Origin of the sequence: Streptomyces sp. NPDC048106 (assembly GCF_040706415.1) — a bacterium.
In the GTDB taxonomy this organism is placed as follows: Bacteria; Actinomycetota; Actinomycetes; order Streptomycetales; family Streptomycetaceae; genus Streptomyces.
In genome coordinates, this window is sequence record NZ_JBEZND010000027.1 from 72,215 (window position 1) to 92,722 (window position 20,508).

At 71.9% G+C, this 20,508-nt stretch carries 16 protein-coding genes; 7 read left to right on the forward strand and 9 right to left on the reverse strand.

Annotated features, from left to right (window positions below; all coding sequences use genetic code 11):
- Window positions 1-7 precede the first annotated feature (7 nt).
- From AB0927_RS25610 to AB0927_RS25625, 4 genes are all read right to left on the reverse strand, one after another.
- Window positions 8-418: a transcriptional repressor gene (locus AB0927_RS25610; protein WP_366670046.1), complete on the reverse strand. Its 411-nt coding sequence runs from the start codon at window positions 416-418 to the stop codon at window positions 8-10.
- Window positions 419-479: 61 nt separating this feature from the next.
- Window positions 480-1,382, reverse strand: a complete 903-nt coding sequence (locus AB0927_RS25615; RefSeq protein WP_366670047.1) for a metal ABC transporter permease — start codon at window positions 1,380-1,382, stop codon at window positions 480-482.
- Window positions 1,382-2,158, reverse strand: a complete 777-nt coding sequence (locus AB0927_RS25620; protein ID WP_366670048.1) for a metal ABC transporter ATP-binding protein — start codon at window positions 2,156-2,158, stop codon at window positions 1,382-1,384. The genes AB0927_RS25615 and AB0927_RS25620 overlap by 1 nt, the downstream gene beginning before the upstream one ends.
- An 11-nt stretch (window positions 2,159-2,169) precedes the next feature.
- Entirely contained in the window at window positions 2,170-3,129 is a 960-nt protein-coding gene (locus AB0927_RS25625) for a metal ABC transporter substrate-binding protein (protein ID WP_366670049.1), read from the reverse strand.
- A 172-nt stretch (window positions 3,130-3,301) separates the two neighbouring features.
- On the opposite strand from AB0927_RS25625, the gene AB0927_RS25630 reads away from it, so the two are divergent.
- The 3 genes from AB0927_RS25630 (at window position 3,302) to AB0927_RS25640 (ending at window position 6,498) form a co-directional block, all read left to right on the forward strand.
- The gene (locus AB0927_RS25630) at window positions 3,302-4,684 is read left to right on the forward strand and encodes a glycine--tRNA ligase (RefSeq protein WP_366670050.1); all 1,383 of its coding nucleotides are present in this window, start codon (window positions 3,302-3,304) and stop codon (window positions 4,682-4,684) included.
- Window positions 4,685-4,868: 184 nt separating this feature from the next.
- Window positions 4,869-5,885: an aldo/keto reductase gene (locus tag AB0927_RS25635; protein WP_366670051.1), complete on the forward strand. Its 1,017-nt coding sequence runs from the start codon at window positions 4,869-4,871 to the stop codon at window positions 5,883-5,885.
- 25 nt (window positions 5,886-5,910) lie between these two features.
- Window positions 5,911-6,498, forward strand: a complete 588-nt coding sequence (locus tag AB0927_RS25640) for a TetR family transcriptional regulator (RefSeq protein WP_366670052.1) — start codon at window positions 5,911-5,913, stop codon at window positions 6,496-6,498.
- Between the two features lie 12 nt (window positions 6,499-6,510).
- Here the strand turns inward: AB0927_RS25640 and AB0927_RS25645 are convergent, their stop codons facing one another.
- Together AB0927_RS25645 and AB0927_RS25650 are read right to left on the reverse strand one after the other, a co-directional pair.
- Window positions 6,511-6,999 (reverse strand): hypothetical protein, encoded by a 489-nt coding sequence (locus AB0927_RS25645; RefSeq protein WP_366670053.1) that lies wholly within the window; start codon window positions 6,997-6,999, stop codon window positions 6,511-6,513.
- Window positions 7,000-7,213: 214 nt separating this feature from the next.
- Entirely contained in the window at window positions 7,214-8,641 is a 1,428-nt protein-coding gene (locus AB0927_RS25650) for an MFS transporter (protein ID WP_366670054.1), read from the reverse strand.
- 110 nt (window positions 8,642-8,751) lie between these two features.
- Here AB0927_RS25650 and AB0927_RS25655 point away from each other — a divergent pair, with 110 nt between their 5' ends.
- A complete protein-coding gene (locus tag AB0927_RS25655; RefSeq protein ID WP_366670081.1) occupies window positions 8,752-9,624 on the forward strand; it encodes a helix-turn-helix transcriptional regulator in 873 nt (290 codons plus the stop codon).
- An 18-nt stretch (window positions 9,625-9,642) separates the two neighbouring features.
- On the opposite strand, the gene AB0927_RS25660 is transcribed toward AB0927_RS25655, so the two are convergent.
- A complete protein-coding gene (locus AB0927_RS25660) occupies window positions 9,643-11,094 on the reverse strand; it encodes an MFS transporter (RefSeq protein WP_366670055.1) in 1,452 nt (483 codons plus the stop codon).
- A gap of 165 nt (window positions 11,095-11,259) precedes the next feature.
- On the opposite strand from AB0927_RS25660, the gene dusB reads away from it, so the two are divergent.
- Window positions 11,260-12,390, forward strand: coding sequence for a tRNA dihydrouridine synthase DusB (gene dusB / locus AB0927_RS25665; RefSeq protein ID WP_366670056.1), 1,131 nt, complete (start codon window positions 11,260-11,262; stop codon window positions 12,388-12,390).
- 44 nt (window positions 12,391-12,434) lie between these two features.
- Here dusB and AB0927_RS25670 read toward each other — a convergent pair whose 3' ends face one another.
- Together AB0927_RS25670 and AB0927_RS25675 are read right to left on the reverse strand one after the other, a co-directional pair.
- Window positions 12,435-14,372 carry a glycogen debranching N-terminal domain-containing protein gene (locus tag AB0927_RS25670; RefSeq protein WP_366670057.1) on the reverse strand — a complete coding sequence of 646 codons (1,938 nt, stop codon included), beginning with the start codon at window positions 14,370-14,372 and terminating at the stop codon, window positions 12,435-12,437.
- Window positions 14,373-14,498: 126 nt separating this feature from the next.
- Entirely contained in the window at window positions 14,499-15,797 is a 1,299-nt protein-coding gene (locus AB0927_RS25675) for a hypothetical protein (protein ID WP_366670082.1), read from the reverse strand.
- Window positions 15,798-15,988: 191 nt separating this feature from the next.
- On the opposite strand from AB0927_RS25675, the gene AB0927_RS25680 reads away from it, so the two are divergent.
- Both AB0927_RS25680 and ppdK read left to right on the forward strand, forming a co-directional pair.
- The gene (locus AB0927_RS25680; protein ID WP_366670058.1) at window positions 15,989-17,218 is read left to right on the forward strand and encodes an ROK family protein; all 1,230 of its coding nucleotides are present in this window, start codon (window positions 15,989-15,991) and stop codon (window positions 17,216-17,218) included.
- Window positions 17,219-17,668: 450 nt separating this feature from the next.
- Entirely contained in the window at window positions 17,669-20,389 is a 2,721-nt protein-coding gene (gene ppdK / locus AB0927_RS25685; protein ID WP_366670059.1) for a pyruvate, phosphate dikinase, read from the forward strand.
- Window positions 20,390-20,508 lie beyond the last annotated feature (119 nt).

The window sequence follows — 20,508 nt, forward strand, 5'->3', positions numbered from 1 at the left end:
GCGGCGGTCAGCCGTTCGCGCAGTCGGCGCAGGTGCCGAAGATCTCCACGGTGTGTGCCACGTTGACGTACCCGTGCTCCGCCGCGATCGCCTCCGCCCACTTCTCCACCGCCGGGCCCTCCACCTCCACCGCCTTGCCGCAGGCGCGGCAGACGAGATGGTGGTGGTGCTCGCCGGTGGAGCAGCGGCGGTAGACGGATTCGCCCTCGGACGTGCGCAGGACGTCGACCTCGCCGGCGTCGGCGAGGGACTGGAGCGTGCGGTAGACGGTGGTGAGGCCGACGGAGTCGCCCTTGTGCTTGAGCATGTCGTGGAGCTCCTGCGCGCTGCGGAACTCGTCGACCTCGTCCAGCGCCGCCGCCACTGCTGCCCGCTGACGGGTCGCGCGGCCCTTCACGGGCGGTCCAGCGGTCGTCACTGCTGCCTCCTCACGTCTCACCCCTGACCCGGGTCATTGTGCCAGCCCGGTACCCCCGAGGTCAGGCGTTGATCTCCTCGCCGGTGCCTCTCGCGGCGGGAATCACGCATTCCGCCGGATCCCCGCCGGGCCCCGCCGCCATGGCCGCGCGGGCGCGCCGCCGGGCCAGCGGAGCGGCCAGCACGGTCAGCACGACGAACGCGGCGATGGTGAGCAGCACGATCGTCGCGCCGGGCGGTACGTCCTGGTAGAACGACGTGATCGTGCCGCTGACGGTCACGGTGATGCCGAGCGCCACCGCGATCGCGAACGTCGCGGCGAAGCTGCGGGTGAGCTGCTGGGCCGCCGCCACCGGCACCACCATCAGCGCGGAGACCAGGAGCAGTCCGACGACGCGCATGGCGACCGTCACCGTCACCGCCGCCGTGACCGCCGTCAGCAGGTTCAGGGCGCGCACCGGCAGGCCCGTGACCCGCGCGAACTCCTCGTCCTGGCTCACCGCGAACAGCTGGCGGCGCAGGCCCAGCGTGACCAGCACCACGAACGCGGCCAGCAGGCAGATCGCCAGGACGTCGGAGCGGGAGACGGTGGAGAGGGAGCCGAAGAGGTACGTGGTGAGGTTGGCGTTGGATCCCGTCGGCGCCATGTTGATGAACAGCACGCCGCCCGCCATGCCGCCGTAGAAGAGCATGGCGAGCGCGATGTCGCCGCGCGTCCTGCCGTACCAGCGGATCAGCTCCATCAGGAGGGCGCCCACCACGGAGACCGCCGTCGCCATCCACACCGGGGAGGCGGACAGCAGGAAGCCGAGGCCGACGCCGGTCATGGCGACGTGTCCGATGCCGTCGCCCATCAGGGCCTGGCGGCGCTGGACCAGGTAGATGCCGATGGCCGGGGCGGTGACGCCGACCAGGACGGCGGCGAGCAGGGCCCGCTGCATGAAGGCGTAGTTCAGGAAGTCCATCAGCTCAGCAGTCCCGTGCGGATCGGTCCGGTGGCCCCGGGGGCGTGCGGGTGTACGTGGTCGTGGCCCGGCAGGGCATGCTGGCCGACGGCTCTCGGGGGCGGGCCGTCGTGCAGGACGCAGCCGTCGCGCAGGACGACCGCGCGGTCGATCAGCGGTTCCAGGGGGCCCAGTTCGTGCAGCACCAGGAGGACCGTCGTACCCGCCGCCACCTGGGCCTTCAGGGTGCGGGCCAGGATCTCCTGGCTGGCCAGGTCGACGCCGGCCATCGGCTCGTCCATGATCAGCAGTTCGGGCCGGGCGACCAGCGCGCGGGCGATCAGGACGCGCTGGTGCTGGCCGCCGGACAGGGCGTTCACCGAGTCCTTGGCGCGGTCCGCCATGCCGACCTGCTCCAGGGCGCCCCGCACGGCCGCGTGGTCGTCCTTGCGGAAGAGGCCGAAGCGGGTGCGGGCGAGGCGGCCGGAGGAGACGATCTCGGTGACCGTCGCCGGGACGCCGCCCGCGGCCGTGGTGCGCTGGGGCACGTAGCCCACGCGGGCCCAGTCGCGGAAGGCGCGCCGGGGGGTGCCGAAGAGTTCGACGGCGCCCTCGGTGACCGGGACCTGGCCGATGATCGCGCGGATCGCCGTGGACTTGCCGGAGCCGTTGGCGCCGAGGAGGGCGACGACCTCGCCGCGGCGGACGGTGAGGTCGATGCCGCGCAGGACGGGTCGGCCGCCGAGGTCGGCCCGCACGCCGCGCAGGGATACGACGGGTTCGCGTCGCGTCTGCATGCCGTCTCCTGTCACTTGGCGCCCAGCGCCTGCTGGAGCGCCTTGAGGTTGGCGTTCTGGACGGAGAAGTAGTCGGTGCCGCGGGACTTGTCCGTGATCCCCTCGATCGGGTCGAGGACGTCGGTCTTCAGGCCCGCGTCGTGCGCGATGGTCTTCGCGGTCTTGTCGCTGACGAGCGTCTCGTAGAAGACGGTGGAGACGTGGTCGGCCTTCGCCAGGTGCTCCAGGTCCCGCACGCGCGCGGCGCTCGGCTCGGAGTCGGGGTCGAGGCCGTTGATCGCCTCCTCGGTGAGGCCGTAGCGCTCGGCGAGGTAGCCGAAGGCGGCGTGGGTGGTGATGAAGACCTTGGACCCGGTGTGCGCGAGGCCGTCGCGGAACCGCCGGTCGAGGTCGCCGAGCTGCTTGACCAGGGCCGCGGTGTTCTTCTCGTAGTCGGCGGCGTGTCCGGGGTCGGCCTTCTCGAAGGCCTTGCCGACGCCCTGGGCGACCTGGGCGTAGCGCACCGGGTCGAGCCAGAGGTGCGGGTCCTTGCCCGTGGACTCCTCGCCCGGCCGGGTGTCGTGCGCGGCCGAGTGGCCGCCGACCTCGTTGCCGTGCGCCTCCAGGGTGACCAGGGAGCCGGCGTCGATCTTCGTCCGCACCCCGGACTGGGCGACCGCGTCGTCCACGGAGGGCTGGAGGTTCTTGAGATAGAGGACGGCGTCCGAGTCGTCGATCGCGGCGATCTGCTTGGGGCTGATCTCCAGGTCGTGCGGCTCCTGGCCGGGCGTGGTGAGGCTGGTGACGTGGACGTGGTCGCCGCCGATCCGTTCGGCGAGGAAGGACATCGGATAGAAGGACGCGATGACGTCGAGCCTGCCGTCGCCGGTCGCCGCCGCGCCGTCCTGGGAGCAGGCGGAGAGGGTGCCGACACCGAGCGCGGTGACGGCCGTGAGAGCGGCGGCGGGAAGGAGGCGTCCACGTATGTTCATGACAGTCATTTTCAACAAAAATGGAAACCGTTGTCAACAAGGCCCCGTGGAGGCCCCCGGGAGGCCCTGCGACGGGGGCCGATTTGGCCGTGGGGGAGGCTGCGCCGGTAACCTGAATCATTCGCTGGAAGCATCTCGCTTCAACGCCCGTCGTCGTAATGAAGAGAGCACCGTGGCCGCCGACAAGATCGACACCATCGTCAGCCTGAGCAAGCGCCGTGGCTTCGTTTTCCCGTGCAGTGAGATCTACGGCGGCCAGCGTGCCGCCTGGGACTACGGACCGCTGGGTGTCGAGCTCAAGGAGAACATCAAGCGCCAGTGGTGGCGCTACATGGTGACGTCCCGCGAGGACGTGGTCGGTATCGACTCGTCCGTCATCCTGGCCCCCGAGGTCTGGGTCGCGTCCGGCCACGTCGCCACCTTCACGGACCCGCTGACCGAGTGCACCGCCTGTCACAAGCGGTTCCGTGCCGACCACCTCGAAGAGGCCTACGAGGAGAAGAAGGGCCACGCCCCGGCGAACGGCCTGGCCGACGTCAACTGCCCGAACTGCGGCAACAAGGGCCAGTTCACCGAGCCCAAGCAGTTCTCCGGCCTGCTGTCGACGCACCTCGGCCCGACGCAGGACTCCGGTTCCGTCGCGTACCTGCGGCCCGAGACCGCGCAGGGCATCTTCACCAACTTCGCCCAGGTGCAGACCACTTCGCGCCGCAAGCCGCCGTTCGGCATCGCCCAGATGGGCAAGTCGTTCCGCAACGAGATCACGCCGGGCAACTTCATCTTCCGCACCCGCGAGTTCGAGCAGATGGAGATGGAGTTCTTCGTCAAGCCGGGCGAGGACGAGCAGTGGCAGGAATACTGGATGGAGCAGCGCTGGAACTGGTACACGGGCCTCGGCCTGCGTACCGAGAACATGCGCTGGTACGAGCACCCGAAGGAGAAGCTCTCCCACTACTCGAAGCGGACGGCGGACATCGAGTACCGCTTCCAGTTCGGTGGCAGTGAGTGGGGCGAGCTGGAGGGTGTCGCCAACCGTACGGACTACGACCTCGGCGCCCACGCCAAGGCCTCCGGCCAGGACCTCTCCTACTTCGACCAGGAGGCCGGCGAGCGCTGGACGCCGTACGTCATCGAGCCGGCGGCCGGTGTCGGCCGCACCATGCTGGCCTTCCTGCTCGACGCGTACGTCGAGGACGAGGCGCCGAACGCCAAGGGCAAGATGGAGAAGCGCACGGTGCTGCGCCTCGACCACCGGCTCGCCCCGGTGAAGGTCGCGGTGCTGCCGCTGTCCCGCAACCCGGAGCTGTCGCCCAAGGCCAAGGGCCTGGCGCAGGCGCTGCGGCAGAACTGGAACATCGACTTCGACGACGCCGGTGCCATCGGCCGCCGCTACCGCCGCCAGGACGAGATCGGTACGCCGTTCTGCGTGACCGTCGACTTCGACACGCTCGACGACAACGCCGTCACGGTGCGCGAGCGTGACTCGATGAAGCAGGAGCGGGTGTCGCTCGACCAGATCGAGGGGTACCTGGCGCAGCGCCTGATCGGCGCCTAGTCGCGAACCGTGGAAGCCGGGCGGGCCGAGGGGAACGGCCCGCCCGGCTTTCGCGTTCCCTCCCCGCGACAAGCGCTGGGACAAGTGTGGGGTCAAGTGTGGGGTCAAGTGTGGGGTCAAGTGTGGGGTCAAATATGGAATGACAGATATTGAAATCTGTCAGCTGTCATGCCATGCTGGGTTCATGACGACGACGCCGCACACCCGAAACCTCGGCACCACCGGCCCCCAGGTCTCCGCTCTCGGCCTCGGCTGCATGGGCATGTCCGCGTTGTACGGCGACGCCGACCGCGCCGAGTCCATCGCGACCATCCACGCCGCGCTCGACGCGGGCGTGACCCTGCTGGACACCGGCGACTTCTACGCCATGGGGCACAACGAGATGCTGATCGGCGAGGCCCTGCGCACCGCGCCCGCCGCGCGGCGTGAACAGGCCCAAATCAGCGTGAAGTTCGGCGCCCTGCGCGACCCGGAGGGCAACTGGAGCGGCTACGACGGCCGGCCCGCCGCCGTGAAGAACTTCGCCGCCTACTCCCTTCAGCGCCTCGGCGTCGACCACATCGACGTCTACCGCATCGCCCGCCTCGACCCGGACGTCCCCATCGAGGAGACCGTCGGCGCCATCGCCGAACTGATCGAGAAGGGGTACGTCCGCCACGTCGGCCTCAGCGAGGTCGGGGCCGAGACCATCCGCCGGGCCGCCGCCACCGCGCCCGTCGCCGACCTCCAGATCGAGTACTCGCTCATCTCCCGCGGCATCGAGCGGGACATCCTGCCCACCACCCGCGAGCTGGGCATTGGCATCACCGCGTACGGCGTGCTGTCCCGGGGCCTGATCTCCGGCCACTTCACCCGCGACCGGCAGCTCGCCGGCAACGACTTCCGCGCCCACTCGCCCCGCTTCCAGGGCGAGAACCTCCAGCACAACCTGGACCTGGTCGACGCCCTGCGCGAGATCGCCGAGCGCAAGGGCGCCACCGTGGCGCAGACCGCCATCGCCTGGGTGCTGTCGCGCGGCGCGGACATCGTGCCGCTGATCGGCGCCCGCACCCGCGAGCGGCTGGCCGAGTCGCTCGGCGCGCTGGAGGTGACCCTGGACGCGGCCGACCTGGCGGCGATCGAGCGGGCCGTACCGGCGGACGCGGCGGCCGGCGACCGCTACCCGAGCGCGCAGATGGCACACCTGGACAGCGAGCGCTGACCACGGTGCCGGGTACGGTCTAGGCATGGCACCGACCAGCGAGACCCTGACCGCCGAGCGCATCCTCGAAGCGACCGAGGAGGTGCTGCGGCGGCACGGCCCGGCCAAGGCCACCGTGGTGGACGTGGCCCGCGCGCTCGGTGTCAGCCACGGCAGTGTCTACCGGCACTTCCGTACCAAGGCCGCGCTGCGCGAGGCGGTCACCAAACGCTGGCTGGACCGGACCTCCGAGCGGCTCGCCGGGATCGCCGCCGCGGGCGACCCGGACCCCGGGACCCGGCTGCGGGACTGGCTCGCCGCGCTGTTCGAGGCCAAGCGGCACAAGGCGGGCGACGATCCGGAGCTGTTCGCCACCTACACGGTGCTGGCGGACGAGAACGGCGCGGCCGTCGGCGAGCACATAGCCGAACTGACCGCGCAGTTGACCCGCGTCATCGAAGAAGGGGCCGGGTCGGGCGCCTTCTCGGTGCCCGACCCGGCCGCCGCGGCCCGAGCCGTCTTCCAGGCCACCGGCCGTTTCCACGACCCCTGTCATGCCAGGGAGTGGACCCGGCCCGGCGTCGGCGAGGAGTTCACGGCCGTCGTGGACCTGCTGTTGCGGGGTCTTCGCTGACGTCTGCCGAGGTCAGCTGACCTTCACGCTGACCGGCGACGACATGACCTTGCCGTCCTTGGTCACCACGCGCACCGTCTGGTCGCCCTTGGCGGTGAAGGCCCGGCGGATGGTGAAGCTGCCGTTGCGGTTGACGGTGGTCGTGGTCCGCAGCGCGGTCCACTTGCCGTTCGTCCGGTGCTGGAGCACCAGCGTGGTGCCGGCATTCACGCCCTTGACGCGGCCGGCGAAGGCCACGGTCTCGCCGTGCCGGACGGTCTTGTGGGTGGCCGAGACCGTGATGGAACCCATCGCGGTGCGCGTCGGCATCGGTTTCATGGGCGCCGTGCGCGTCGGCATCGGCTTCTTGGTCGGCATGGCCGTGCGGGTCGCGGCCGCGTCGGGGTGGGGGGTGCTGGTCGCCGCGAAGGCTCCGGCCGTACCGCCGGAGAGCAGCGCGACGGACAGGGCGCCGGCGCCCAGAGCGCGGCCGTAGCGGTGGTGGCGGAGTACGGAGTTCATGGTTGTCTCCTTGCTCGATCGTTCGCTCGATCGGACGTCTCCCAGGCTGACCCGACTTCGCTCCGTCGGCCACTCGAAGCGCTGAGTGACCAGGAAAAGGATCTATGAAAGCGCAGGTCAGAGGCGCTTCCCGGCAGTTTCCGGGGCCCTTCGCGGACCCCGGCGCCAGACCCCGGCGCCCGGCCCCGGTGCCAGCCCCCGCCGACACCAGGGCTCAGCCGACCCGCCGCGGCAGCCGCAGCCCGAGCACCCCCGTCAGGACGATCCCCGCCACCTGCGCGAGCAGCGTGACGATCAGCGCCTCCCGCGTCCCCGTGTGCGGCACGAGCGCGAGGTACAGCGTCCCGAGCGTCGCCACCCCGAGCGCCAGTCCCGACTGCTGCGTGGTGACCAGCACGCCACCGCCCACGCCGGCCCGGGCCGCCGGCACCTCGGACAGCACCAGCCGCATCACGTTGGGGAGTTGGAGCGCCTGCCCGGCACCGGCCACCGCCATCCCCGGCAGCAGCGTGACGAGGCTCAGGTGCGGCCAGTCCCGCCAGACGGCAGCCGCGATCAGCAGCACCCCGACGCCCTGCACGACGGACCCGGCCGGCACCACCCGCGTGCCGTACCGCGTGATCAGCCGCGGCCCCGCGAGCGAGACGCAGAGGAACACCACGGCCATCGGCGCGAGCGCGAGCCCGGCCGGCACCGGGCCCAGGTGGGCGCCCTGCTGGAGCGCCAGCGCGATCACGAACATGAACCCGCTGAAGCCCACCGTGAACGGCACGATCAGCACCAGCCCGCGCCGCAGCGAGGCGAGCCCGAGCAGGCTCGGCGGCACCAGGGGGGTGCGCCCCGCCCGGTCCGCCCGCCGCTCCACCAGCCAGAAACCGGCCGCCGCGAACGGGAACGCGGCCAGCGACAGCCACGTCCACAGCGGCCAGCCCGCCGCCCGGCCCTCGGTGAGCGGGGCGAGCAGCGTCAGCAGGGACACCGCGAGCAGCGCGGTGCCCGGACCGTCGACGGGTTCCGGGTGCTGGGAGCGGGTCTCGGGCACGAGCCGGACGGCGAGGACCAGGCCCAGCACGACCACGGGCACGTTGACCAGGAACACCGCCCGCCATCCGCTCCCGGCGATGTCGGCGGCGACCAGGACCCCGCCGAGTATCTGCCCGGCCACCATGGACAGGCCGGCCGTGGCGCCGTACAGGCTCATCGCCTTCGCGCGGCGCGCGCCCTGGGTGGCGGACTGGATGGTGGCCAGCACCTGCGGCAGCATCGCGGCGGCCGCGGCGCCCTGCGCCACCCGCGCGGCCACCAGGCTCCACGCGCCGGGCGCGAGCCCGCAGGCCAGCGAGGTCAGCCCGAAGGCGGCCATGCCGCCGAGGAACAGCCTGCGGCGTCCGAAGAGGTCCCCGAGCCGCCCGCCGAGCACGAGCAGCACGGCGTAGGCGACGCCGTACCCCGCGACCACCAGCTCCAGCACGGCCTCGCTCGCGCGCAGGTCGGTGCCCATGGTCGGCAGGGCGACATTGACGATGAAGAAGTCGACCAGCGGCAGCGCCGCGGCCAGCAGGACGGTGAACAACCCGGGACCGCCGAGCGCGGGCGGTGCGGCCGCCGGGCGGACGGCGTGGACGGTGACGGTCTCACTCATGCCCCCGAGCCTGCGCCGCGGTCCAGACGGGTACCAGAGTGTCCTCATCCTGGTACCAGGAGTACCTGGAAACAGGCTGACCGGAACGGCACCCTGGGAGCATGGCCACCATGACCACCATCGCACCGGAACAGGGGAGCGCCGCGGGCGGCGCCGAGATCCGGCGGCACGAGCTGGCCGCCTTCCTGCGCAGCCGGCGCGAGCGCATCAGGCCCGAGCAGGTCGGCCTGCCGCGCGGCCGGCGCCGCCGTACGCCGGGCCTGCGCCGCGAGGAGGTGGCGCACCTGTCCGCGGTCGGCGTCACCTGGTACACCTGGCTCGAACAGGCCCGTGCGATCCAGGTCTCGGTCCAGGTCCTCGACGCCCTCGCGCGCACCCTGCGGCTCGACCCCAGCGAGCGCGCCCATCTGTTCCAGCTGGCCGGCGCCAACGACCCGGCGCCGGGGGCCCGTTGCCCGAGTGTCACGCCCGCGCTGCGCGAGATGCTGGACCGGCTCGGGCCGATCCCCGCCTCCGTGCAGAACAGCCGGTACGACATCGTCGCCTACAACCGCACCTACGCCCTCCTCATGGGCACCGACCTGGACACGATCCCGCCCGAGGACCGCAACTGCATCCTGCTCGCCTACACGAACCCCGACTGGCGGGCCGCGATCGTGCACCTGGAGGAGAGCCAGCGGCTGATGGCCGCCCGGCTGCGCGCGGCACTGGCCGGTCATCTCGGCGAGCCGGCCTGGAAGGTGCTCCTCAAGCGGTTGCAGGAGTCGCCGGAGTTCCGGGAGAACTGGGAGCGTTACGAGGTGGTCGGCCACCGCTCCAAGACCAAGGAGTTCCTCAACCCCCATGTGGGGCACCTGACGCTGGAGCACACCGATCTGTGGCTGGCCCCCGAACTGGGCGGCCGGATGGTGACGTACACGCCGAAGAACGAGGAGACCCGGGAGCGCCTGGCGCGGCTCCACCTGCTGGCCCAGGGGAGTTGACCGCGTCCGTGTGCGGTGTCAGCCGCGGTGGGAGGCGCCCACCACCTGGCGGATCTCCGTGGTCTCCAGCCGCTGTGCCGTGCGCTCGGCCGTCCGCCGGGCCCAGTGGCCGCTGGTGAGCAGGCCCAGGGTGAGCACCGCGAGACCGCACAGGGTGAGGATCCACCAGCCCGGCCGGGCGGCGGAGACGAAGGCGCCGCGGTACGACGACGAGCCGATGCCGGAGGCGAGGACCGCGCCGATCACCGCGACGCCGAGGGTCTGGCCCAGTTGCCGGCTGGTGGAGGCGACGGCGGCGGCGACCCCGGCCTGGGAGCGGGGCATGCCCGAGACCGCCGTGTTGGTGATCGGCGCGTTGACGAAGCCGAAGCCGATACCGAACAGGACGTAGCCGATGAACAGGGTGACGTTCGAGGTCTCGGCCTCGAAGACGGCGAACAGGACGCCGCTGACCGTCATGGCCGTACCGGCGATCAGGAGCGGCACCCGGGGACCGCGGGTGCCGACCAGCCGGCCGGACAGGGGGGCGCACAGGAAGGTCGGCGCGGCCATGGGCAGCATCCACAGGCCCGCGTGCAGGGCGTCGAGGCCGCGCACGTTCTGGAGGTACAGCGTCGACATGAAGAGGAAGCCGCCGAGCGCGGCGAAGGCGCTGATCGCGATCACGGTCGCCCCGCTGAACGGCGCGGAGCGGAAGAAGCGCAGGTCGATGAGGGGTTCGTCACGCCGGGGCTCGTACCAGAGCAGGGCCCCCAGGGCGGCGGCGGCGATCACGAAGTACGGCGTCACCGAGGCGAGCCCCGAGTCCGGCGCCTGGATGATCCCGTACGTCAGCGCGCCGAACAGGGCGATCACCAGCACCTGACCCACCGGGTCGGGGCGGCGGCCCTTGGGGGCGCGGGACTCCGGGACGAAGCGCAGGGTGAGCAGCAGGGCCGCGAGGCCGATGGGGAGGTTGACCCAGAAGATCGCGCGCCAGCTCACCGACTGCACCAGCAGGCCGCCGACCAGCGGGCCCAGCGCCATGGATATGCCGACCACCGCACCCCAGACGCCGATGGCACGGGCGCGTTCGCGGGCGTCGGTGAAGGTGTTGGTGATGATCGACATGGCGACCGGGTTGAGCATCGAGCCGCCGATCGCCTGGACCATGCGGAAGACGACGAGCAGGGAGAGGCTGGAGGCCAGCGAGCACAGCACCGAGCCGACGGTGAACACCACGAGGCCGATCATGAAGACCCGCTTGCGGCCGATCCGGTCGGCGGTGGAACCCGACAGCATCAGCAGCGAGGCCAGGACGAGTGTGTAGGCGTCGATGGTCCACTGGAGACCGGACGTGGTGGCGTGCAGTTCACGCTGCATCGACGGCAGCGCCACGTTCAGCACGGTGTTGTCGAGGCTCACGATCAGCAGGCTCATGCAGCAGATCGCAAGCACGAGCATGCGCCTGCGGGGACTCAACTCTGGCATGGGCGTCATCGTACGCCGATGTCGATAGTGCGTCTAACTAATGACTTCTACACGGGTTCGCGGCCGCCGGGGGAGGCGGGGTCGTCCGGCACGCCGGGCGGTGGGGGACAATGGGTCCCTGTCCCGCGCTGTTCGTCCGTCACAGATCCGCCCCGGAGCCGTCTGATGTCCCACCCGCTTTCCATCGGCCCGCACGCCGTGACACCGCCCGTCGTGCTCGCACCCATGGCGGGGATCACCAACGCGCCCTTCCGCACGCTGTGCCGGGAGTTCAGCGGGGGCAAGGGGCTGTACGTCAGCGAGATGATCACGACCCGGGCGCTGGTCGAGCGCAACGAGAAGACCATGCAGCTGATCAGGTTCGACGCGAGCGAGACGCCGCGTTCGATCCAGCTCTACGGCGTCGACCCCGCGACCGTCGGCAAGGCCGTCCGCATGATCGCGGAGGAGGACCTCGCCGACCACATCGACCTGAACTTCGGCTGCCCCGTCCCCAAGGTGACCCGCAAGGGCGGCGGGTCGGCGCTGCCGTACAAGCGGAACCTGCTGCGGGCGATCCTGCGCGAGGCGGTGTCCGGGGCGGGCGACCTGCCCGTGACGATGAAGATGCGCAAGGGCATCGACGACGACCACATGACCTACCTCGACGCCGGGCGGATCGCCGTCGAGGAAGGGGTGACGGCGATCGCGCTGCACGGTCGTACGGCGGCGCAGCACTACGGCGGCACCGCCGACTGGTCCGCCATCGCACGGCTGAAGGAACATGTGCCGGAGATCCCCGTGCTCGGCAACGGGGACATCTGGTCGGCGCAGGACGCGCTGCGGATGGTGCGGGAGACCGGGTGCGACGGGGTGGTCGTGGGGCGTGGCTGCCTGGGCCGGCCCTGGCTCTTCGCCGACCTCGTGGCCGCGTTCGAGGGCCGGTCCGACTACCGGCGGCCCGTGCTGCGGGAGGTCGCCGACGTGATGGTCCGGCACGCCCGGCTGCTCGGGGAGTGGCTCGGCGACGAGGCCAAGGGCGTGATCGACTTCCGCAAGCACGTCGCGTGGTACCTGAAGGGCTTCGCGGTGGGCTCCGAGATGCGGGGGCGCCTCGCGATCACCTCGTCCCTGGCGGAGCTGCGCGCCGGCCTCGACGAGCTGGACCTCGACCAGCCGTGGCCCGCCGGCGCGGACGGCCCGCGTGGCCGCACCTCCGGCAACAACCGGGTCGTCCTGCCGGACGGCTGGCTGAAGGACCCGTACGACCGCGCCGGCGTGAGCGCGGACGCCGAGCTGGACACCTCGGGCGGCTGACCCCGGAGGGCTCCGCCCCGCGCCCCGGTACCCGGCCCCGCGCCTCACGCTCCCCCGACCGCCGTCAGCAAGGCCAGCGGCGCCGCCGCCGAGCGGGATTCGAGGGCGCACGCGTGGGGGTAGGGGACCGGTTCCGGATGGGTGGCGCGGGGGTAGCCCGCCAGGACCTCGGGGAGGCGGTGGGCGGTGGACAGGGAGGCGTCGACCAGGGCGTGAGCCACAGCGCGGGCCTCGTCGTGCAGACCGTAGCGGGCCAGGCCCAGGGCGATCAGGGCGTTGTCGTGCGGCCAGACGGAACCGCGGTGCGGGGAGAGCGGGTGGTAGGCGGGCTGGCCGGCGGCCAGCGTGCGGACGCCCCAGCCGGAGAAGAAGTCCGGCTCCAGCAGGCGGCGGCCCACCACCTCGCCGTATTCCTTGTCCAGCAGCCCCGTCCACAGCAGATGCCCCGCGTCGGAGGCCAGCGCGTCGATCCGCCGGCCCTCCCCGTCCAGGGCCAGCGCCGGGAAGGACGCGTCCGGCATCCAGAAGTCCCGCTGGAAGCGGTCGCGCAGGTCCGCCGCGCTCTGTTCGAGCAGCGCCGCGTACGTCTCGTCGGCCCACACCGTCCGCGCCACCCACGCCGTCCGCCGCAGCGCGTCGTACGCATAGCCCTGCGCGCCCGCCGCCATCACCGCCCCGCTCGGCCGCGTGCCGTCGGCGCCGCAGATCGCGCCGGGGGAGTCCTTCCAGTTCTGGTTCGCGAGGCCGCCCTCGTCGGCGCGGTAGACGAGGTAGCCGCGCGAGGTCAGCCCGCCGTGGTCCAGCATCCAGCCCACCGCGGCCCGCGCGTGCGCCTCCAGCCGGCGGGCCGGCGCCGGGTCCCCGGTCCGCTCGGTGTACGCGCCGAGCAGGACGAGGAACAGCGGGGTCGCGTCGACCGAGCCGTAGTACCGCGCGTACGGCACCTGCCCGAAGTGCGCCAGCTCCCCGTGCCGTACCTCGTGCACGATCTTGCCCGGCTCGGCGCCCCGGACGCCGTCGGCCCCGGTCGCCTGGGTCGCGGCCAGCGCGAGGAGTGTCGCGACGGCCGGGCGGGGCCGGTAGGGGAGCACGAACAGGGAGGTGAGCAGGGCGTCCCGGGCGAGCGGCGTGAGATACCAGGGCGCCCCGCCGGCCGGCACCCGCAGCTCCTCGCCGTCCGGCCCGGTGGCCGGGATCTGCAGCGCCGCCAGGTCCGTGAGCCCCCGCGCACAGGCCGCCGCCAGCTCCGGCCAGCCGGCCGGCAGCGCCACGTCCTCCGTGAACTCGGCCTCCATGGCGGCGAGTTGGGTCGCCTGGGCGGCCGGGTCCCGGGGCACCCGGAGCGCGCGCCGGTCGCCGTGCGGGCGCGCCATCACCCGCAGGACCAGTTCCCGGGTGGCGCCCGGCGGCAGCTGAAGCGTCCACACCAGGCGGCGGGCGCCCGTACCCGTCTCCTCCACCGCGTCCGGCGCCGGATCGGCCGTGATCGTCGTGCACGAACGCCATTCCGCGCGCCGGTAGGTGAACTCGATCCCGTCGTCCAGCACGATCCGCGAGCGCAGCGCGCCCGCCTTGACGTACGTGCGGTGGTCGGGGCGCAGCTCGAACTGGTCGGCGAAGTCCGCGTCCGCGGTGATCGCCAGCCGGATGGTCGTCGGCACCGGCCGGTTGCTCGTCACCCGGACCGTCTCCACGAACGAGCTGTCCCCGACGGCCTGTTCACGAAAGAGCGTGTGCGCCGGCGGCTCCGGGCGGGCGCCGCGCGGTACGAGGACACAGCGCGCGGTGCCGCCGTCCGCGACCGGCGTGAGCACCTCGGGCACCGCGCCGTCCACGGTGAGCTGCCAGCGGCTCAGATGCCGGGCGTCGCGCACGAACAACCCGTCCGGGGAGCCGCCGCCCCGGACCCCGCTGATGTCGCCCCGATCGCCCACGGCGGCGAACGTCGCGCCGTGCACGAGCAGATGATGCCGGTCCGTCATCCCCGGTCCCTTCCCTCGTCACTCCTGTCGAACGTGCCGGTGCCCGCCTCGGACACGCCTCGCGACGGACGCTTGAGCTCTTCGTGCAGGTCGCTTGAGACGCTCTTGGTGCGGGTGAGGCATCGCTTACGCGGGCCCGTCGAGCAGCCCTTGGTGCAGATCGAGCGCGAGCGCGGCGGTCCAGCCGAAGCCGGTCGCGCCGCACGCCTCGCCCGTGTACGGGTCGACGTACTCCGCGAACCCGGTCGCCTCCGCCAGTTCCAGCACCGCCGCGCGCAGCGCGTCGGCCGGCGCCCGCTCGCCGTGCAGCCGCAGCCCCCGCTCCACCAGCCAGCCGGTGTTGAACCAGGCCGGACCCCGCCAGTACCGGTGCGGGTCGAAGGCCTCGCCGAGCAGGTCGTAACTGGGCACGAGCCGGGTCGCGCCGCCGAGCCCGAAGTGCGGGCCGGTCAGGGTGCGCACGAGGGCGGTGACCTGCGCGCGGGGGAGCGTGGGCAGCAGGAGCGGGACGAGGCCCGTGACGCCCCGCTCGGGGACCAGCCCGCCGCCCCGCACGTCCCGGCACAGGAACATCCCGGACTCCGCGCTCCACAGCCGCTCCACCAGCGCCGACGTCAGCCGCTCGGCACGTGCGTGGCGGGCGGTGGCGCTGGCGCCCAGTTCGGCGGCGATGCGGGCGAGGGCGTGTTCGGAGGCGATGAGCAGGGCGTTGAAGGACGGGTCCTCCACCGCGAACTCCCCCCGCCCGTCGGCGTACCGGGCGTCCCGGTAGTCCACGGCGAGGCGCACGTACCGCCCGTAGTCCAGGTCCGTCGGCCGGTCCTCGGGCGCGCCGTGGTCGAGGTCGGCGCGGCGGAAGGAGCGGGCCGGGGCCGGGGTGATCCGCGCGAGCGGCGCGTCCCAGCAGGGGCTGTTGTCCATCCCCTGCTCCCAGGGATGTACGACGGACACCAGGCCGCCGCCGCCCAGGTCCCGGCACCGCAGCAGATAGCGGTGCCAGGCGGCCAGCCTCGGGTACACCCGGGCCAGGAAGCCCCGGGCGTCCGAGAGGCCGGGGTCGGCGCGGTGCACCAGCCAGGCCGCCAGCGCGTGCACCGGTGGCTGCACGATGCCGGACGTCTGTACGGTGCGCGGGGCGCCCGCCGCGTGTCCGGCGGTGGTGGAGCGCCAGAAGTCGGGGCCGGGGAAGTAGGCGTCGAGGGGGACGGAGGGGTTGAAGACGATGTGCGGCACGCGCCCGTCCGCCCACTGGGCGGCCAGCAGCGTCTCCAGTTCGGTCTGCGCGCGCAGTGGCGAGAGGTGCCGCAGCCCGATCGCGACGAACGCCGAGTCCCAGGACCACTGGTGGGGGTACAGGCTCCGGGAGGGGACCGTCGAGGCGCCCGTCCAGTTGGCGTCGAGCACCGCCGCGGCCCTCGTCCGCAGCGCGGACCGGGACGCGTACGGCGGTGACTGGGCGCTGAGTTGGGCGGTGCGGTCCACTCGGGGCTCCCCCAAGACGACGACGTCCGGACGGCCGGCCGACGAGGTTAGGCGTCGGCCACCATAGAGTTACGTCTATTTAACACGCATAACCCACTATGTAATGCACGCTTGGGAAACACAAGGGGGTGCGCATGACCGGACGTCCGGGGAGGAGCGGGATGAACTCCAGGAGCGGCAGTCAGGCAGGCGCCGGGGATCTGCTCCAACTGGTGCGCAGTGGACGGGCGGTGACGCGCGGCGCGCTCCAGCAGGCGACCGGGCTGTCCCGCGCGACCGTCGGCCAGCGCCTGGACCGGCTGTTCCGGGCCGGCTGGCTGCGCGAGGGCGCGGGCGGGCCGGTCGAGTCGCCGCTCGGCGGACGCCCGTCCATCACCCTGGAGTTCGACGGCTCCCACGCCGTCGTCCTCGCCGCCGACCTCGACACCCGGCACGCGCGCGCGGCCGTGCTCTCCCTGACCGGCGAGATCCTGGCCGAGCACTCCGGCACCCTGGTGGTCGAGGAGGGCCCGGAGCCGGTGCTGGCCGAACTCGGGTGCTGGTTCGGCGAGTTGCTGGAGAAGGCCGGGCAGCGTCCGGTCGAGGTGTGCGGGATCGGGCTCGCGGTCCCGGGCCCGGTGGACAGCACGACCGGCCGGGTGGTGCAGCCCCCGATGATGCCCGGCTGGGACGGGTACGACATAACGGCCCGCCTCTCCCGCGCCCTCACCGACCACACCGGGGCGCCGCCGGTCCCGGTCCTGGTGGACAACGACGCCAACCTCATGGCGTACGGCGAACAGCGCGCCGGGCACCCCGGCTGCGCGGCCTTCGTCCTCGTCAAGGTGTCCACGGGCATCGGTGCCGGCGTGGTGGTCGACGGCTCCATATACCGGGGGATCGACGGCGGCGCGGGCGACATCGGGCACATCCGGGTGGGCGCGGACGCGCTGTGCCGGTGCGGTTCGTACGGCTGTCTCGCCGCCGTCGCGAGCGGCGGTGCGGTGGCCCGGCGGCTGGCGGCCTCCGGGGTGCCGGCCGCCTCCGGCTCGGACGTACGGGACCTGCTGGCGGCGGGGCACCCGGAGGCGGCGGCGCTGGCCCGGGAGGCGGGGCGCCGGGTCGGGGACGTCCTGGCGACCGTCGTCACGCTGCTCAACCCGGGCGTCCTGATGATCGCGGGAGATCTGGCCGGAACACCCTTCCTCACCGGCGTCCGGGAACTGCTGTACCAGCGGGCGCTGCCGCGCTCCACGGCCCATCTGGACGTGGTCACCTCCCGGCTGGGGGAGCGGGCGGGGCTCATCGGAGCGGGGGCGCTGGTCGTGGAGCATCTGTACGCGCCGGAGCGGGTGGAGGAGCGGTTGCGGGCGCTGGGGGTGTGACGTCGGCGTAATGTCGACTTTATGGTTTTTTCTCCAGTGGTGACGTCGTCCGCTTCGTGGTCCGCCCCCGGTCCGGATGGTGAAATCCGGGGCTCTGAGACGGCGTGATTCTCGCCACCCCTGATAAGGGCTCCGCTCATATGAGCGGAAATGAAGAGCCTGCACTTCTCAAAGGGTGGCACTGGGTGCCATCCTTTGATCGTTCATCGATCAAACTCAATCGAAGCATTAGTCGCTCATGTGAGCGGAGGAATCCACCCTTCCGGACCGCTTGCCTTCAGGAAGTGAATACATGGCCGCGTCTTGCGTTGCCATTCTTTGACTTTCGATCCACTGGCGGACGGGTGGTCGCACGCGCATGACCCGCAAGTGGACGTACCCATGAGCCTTCGATCTGGGTATGTTCCTGGCCGTCAGGGCAGCCACCGTGGCCTCAAGGAGTCGAGTCCCGTGTCGGAAAACAAAGCACCCCGGGTAGCGAAGTTCGTTTACGACTTCACCGAGGGAAACAAGGACCTCAAAGACCTCCTCGGTGGCAAGGGCGCGAACCTCGCCGAGATGACCAACCTGGGCCTTCCGGTTCCTCCCGGTTTCACCATCACCACGGAGGCCTGCAAGGTCTACCTGGAGAGCGGCGAGGAGCCGGCGGCACTGCGTGACGAGGTGAGTGCGCACCTCGACGCCCTCGAGACCCGCATGGGCAAGAAGCTCGGCCAGGCGGACGACCCGCTGCTGGTGTCGGTGCGCTCGGGCGCCAAGTTCTCCATGCCCGGCATGATGGACACGGTCCTCAACATCGGCCTGTCGGACCAGTCCGTCCAGGGCCTGGCCAAGCAGGCCGGCGACGAGCGCTTCGCCTGGGACTCCTACCGCCGCCTCATCCAGATGTTCGGCAAGACCGTCCTCGGCGTCGAGGGCGACCTCTTCGAGGAGGCGCTGGAGGCGGCCAAGTCCGCCAAGAAGGTCAAGGTCGACACCGACCTGGAGGCCGGTGACCTGAAGAAGCTGGTCACCGCCTTCAAGAAAATCGTCAAGAAGCAGGCCGGCCGCGACTTCCCGCAGGACCCGCGCGAGCAGATGGACCTCGCCGTCAAGGCCGTCTTCGAGTCCTGGAACGGCGACCGCGCCAAGCTCTACCGCCGCCAGGAGCGCATCCCGCACGACCTGGGCACGGCCGTCAACGTGTGCTCGATGGTCTTCGGCAACCTCGGCCCGGACTCCGGCACCGGCGTCGCCTTCACCCGCGACCCCGCCTCCGGACACCAGGGCGTCTACGGCGACTACCTCCAGAACGCCCAGGGCGAGGACGTGGTGGCGGGCATCCGCAACACCGTCCCGCTGGCGGAGCTGGAGCGGATCGACAAGAAGTCGTACGACCAGCTCATGCAGATCATGGAGACGCTGGAGAACCATTACAAGGACCTCTGCGACATCGAGTTCACGATCGAGCGCGGTCAGCTGTGGATGCTCCAGACCCGGGTCGGCAAGCGCACCGCGGGCGCGGCGTTCCGCATCGCCACCCAGCTGGTCGACCAGGGCCTGATCGACGAGACCGAGGCGCTTCAGCGCGTCACCGGCGCCCAGCTCGCCCAGCTCATGTTCCCGCGCTTCGACGAGAAGGCGAAGGTCGAGCAGGTCGGGCGCGGCATCGCGGCGTCGCCGGGCGCGGCGGTCGGCAAGGCGGTCTTCGACTCGTACACGGCCGTCAAGTGGTCGCGCTCGGGTGAGAAGGTCATCCTGGTCCGCCGGGAGACCAACCCCGACGACCTCGACGGCATGATCGCGGCCGAGGGCATCCTCACCTCGCGCGGCGGCAAGACCTCGCACGCGGCCGTGGTCGCGCGCGGCATGGGCAAGACCTGTGTCTGCGGCGCGGAGGAGCTGGAGGTCGACACCAAGCGGCGCCGCATGACGGTCCCCGGCGGCCATGTGGTCGAGGAGGGCGACGTCATCTCCATCGACGGCTCCACGGGCAAGGTCTACCTGGGCGAGGTCCCGGTGGTCCCCTCCCCGGTCGTGGAGTACTTCGAGGGCCGGATGCACCCGGGCGCGGACGACGCCGACGAGCTGGTCGAGGCCGTGCACCGGATGATGGCCTTCGCCGACCGCAAGCGCCGGCTGCGGGTGCGGGCCAACGCGGACAACGCCGAGGACGCGCTGCGCGCCCGCCGCTTCGGCGCCCAGGGCATCGGCCTGTGCCGCACCGAGCACATGTTCCTCGGTGAGCGGCGCGAGATGGTCGAGAAGCTGATCCTCGCGGACACCGAGGAGGAGCGCGAGGCGGCACTGACGGAGCTGCTGCCGCTCCAGAAGAAGGACTTCGTCGAGCTGTTCGAGGCGATGGACGGCCTGCCGGTCACCATCCGCCTCCTCGACCCGCCGCTGCACGAGTTCCTGCCCGACATCACGGAACTCTCGGTCCGCGTGGCCCTCGCCGAGTCCCGCCAGGAGCCGCACGAGAACGACCTGCGGCTGCTCCAGGCCGTGCACCGGCTGCACGAGCAGAACCCGATGCTGGGCCTGCGCGGCGTGCGCCTCGGCCTGGTCATCCCCGGCCTGTTCGCGATGCAGGTCCGCGCGATCGCCGAGGCGGCCGCGGAGCGCAAGTCGGCGAAGGGCGACCCGCGCGCCGAGATCATGATCCCGCTCGTGGGCACGGTCCAGGAGCTGGAGATCGTCCGCGAGGAGGCCGACAGGGTCATCGCGGAGGTCCAGGCGGCGACGGGCACCGAGCTGAAGCTGGCGATCGGCACGATGATCGAGCTGCCGCGCGCCGCGCTGACCGCCGGCCAGATCGCGGAGGCGGCGGAGTTCTTCTCCTTCGGCACCAACGACCTCACGCAGACGGTCTGGGGCTTCAGCCGGGACGACGTGGAGGCCTCCTTCTTCACGGCCTACCTGGAGAAGGGCATCTTCGGGGTGTCGCCCTTCGAGACGATCGACAAGGACGGCGTGGGCTCCCTGGTGAAGGCGGCGGCGGAGGCCGGCCGGCGCACCCGCCCCGACCTCAAGCTCGGCGTCTGCGGCGAGCACGGCGGCGACCCCGAGTCGGTCCACTTCTTCCACGAGGCCGGCCTCGACTACGTCTCCTGCTCCCCGTTCCGCATCCCGGTCGCCCGCCTCGAAGCCGGCCGCGCGGCCACCCAGTCCACAGGCAGCGACCACCGCTGACCCCGGGCCCACCGCCGGTCCCCGACCCTCACCCGACCGACGGCGCCCGGTGCACGAAAGAGAGGCGGCACCCTGTGCGGGGGTGCCGCCTCTCGGCGCACCGGGCCGCGGCAGGCGCC

Coding starts and splice junctions, on each gene's coding strand:
- AB0927_RS25640 (WP_366670052.1), top strand. CDS start 5,911: ATGGCACCGACCAGCGAGACCCTGACCGCCGAGCGCATCCTCGAAGCG.
- AB0927_RS25660 (WP_366670055.1), bottom strand. CDS start 11,094: ATGCCAGAGTTGAGTCCCCGCAGGCGCATGCTCGTGCTTGCGATCTGC.
- AB0927_RS25615 (WP_366670047.1), bottom strand. CDS start 1,382: ATGGACTTCCTGAACTACGCCTTCATGCAGCGGGCCCTGCTCGCCGCC.
- AB0927_RS25645 (WP_366670053.1), bottom strand. CDS start 6,999: ATGAACTCCGTACTCCGCCACCACCGCTACGGCCGCGCTCTGGGCGCC.
- AB0927_RS25625 (WP_366670049.1), bottom strand. CDS start 3,129: ATGAACATACGTGGACGCCTCCTTCCCGCCGCCGCTCTCACGGCCGTC.
- AB0927_RS25620 (WP_366670048.1), bottom strand. CDS start 2,158: ATGCAGACGCGACGCGAACCCGTCGTATCCCTGCGCGGCGTGCGGGCC.
- AB0927_RS25655 (WP_366670081.1), top strand. CDS start 8,752: ATGACCACCATCGCACCGGAACAGGGGAGCGCCGCGGGCGGCGCCGAG.
- dusB (WP_366670056.1), top strand. CDS start 11,260: ATGTCCCACCCGCTTTCCATCGGCCCGCACGCCGTGACACCGCCCGTC.
- AB0927_RS25680 (WP_366670058.1), top strand. CDS start 15,989: ATGACCGGACGTCCGGGGAGGAGCGGGATGAACTCCAGGAGCGGCAGT.
- AB0927_RS25650 (WP_366670054.1), bottom strand. CDS start 8,641: ATGAGTGAGACCGTCACCGTCCACGCCGTCCGCCCGGCGGCCGCACCG.
- AB0927_RS25635 (WP_366670051.1), top strand. CDS start 4,869: ATGACGACGACGCCGCACACCCGAAACCTCGGCACCACCGGCCCCCAG.
- AB0927_RS25670 (WP_366670057.1), bottom strand. CDS start 14,372: ATGACGGACCGGCATCATCTGCTCGTGCACGGCGCGACGTTCGCCGCC.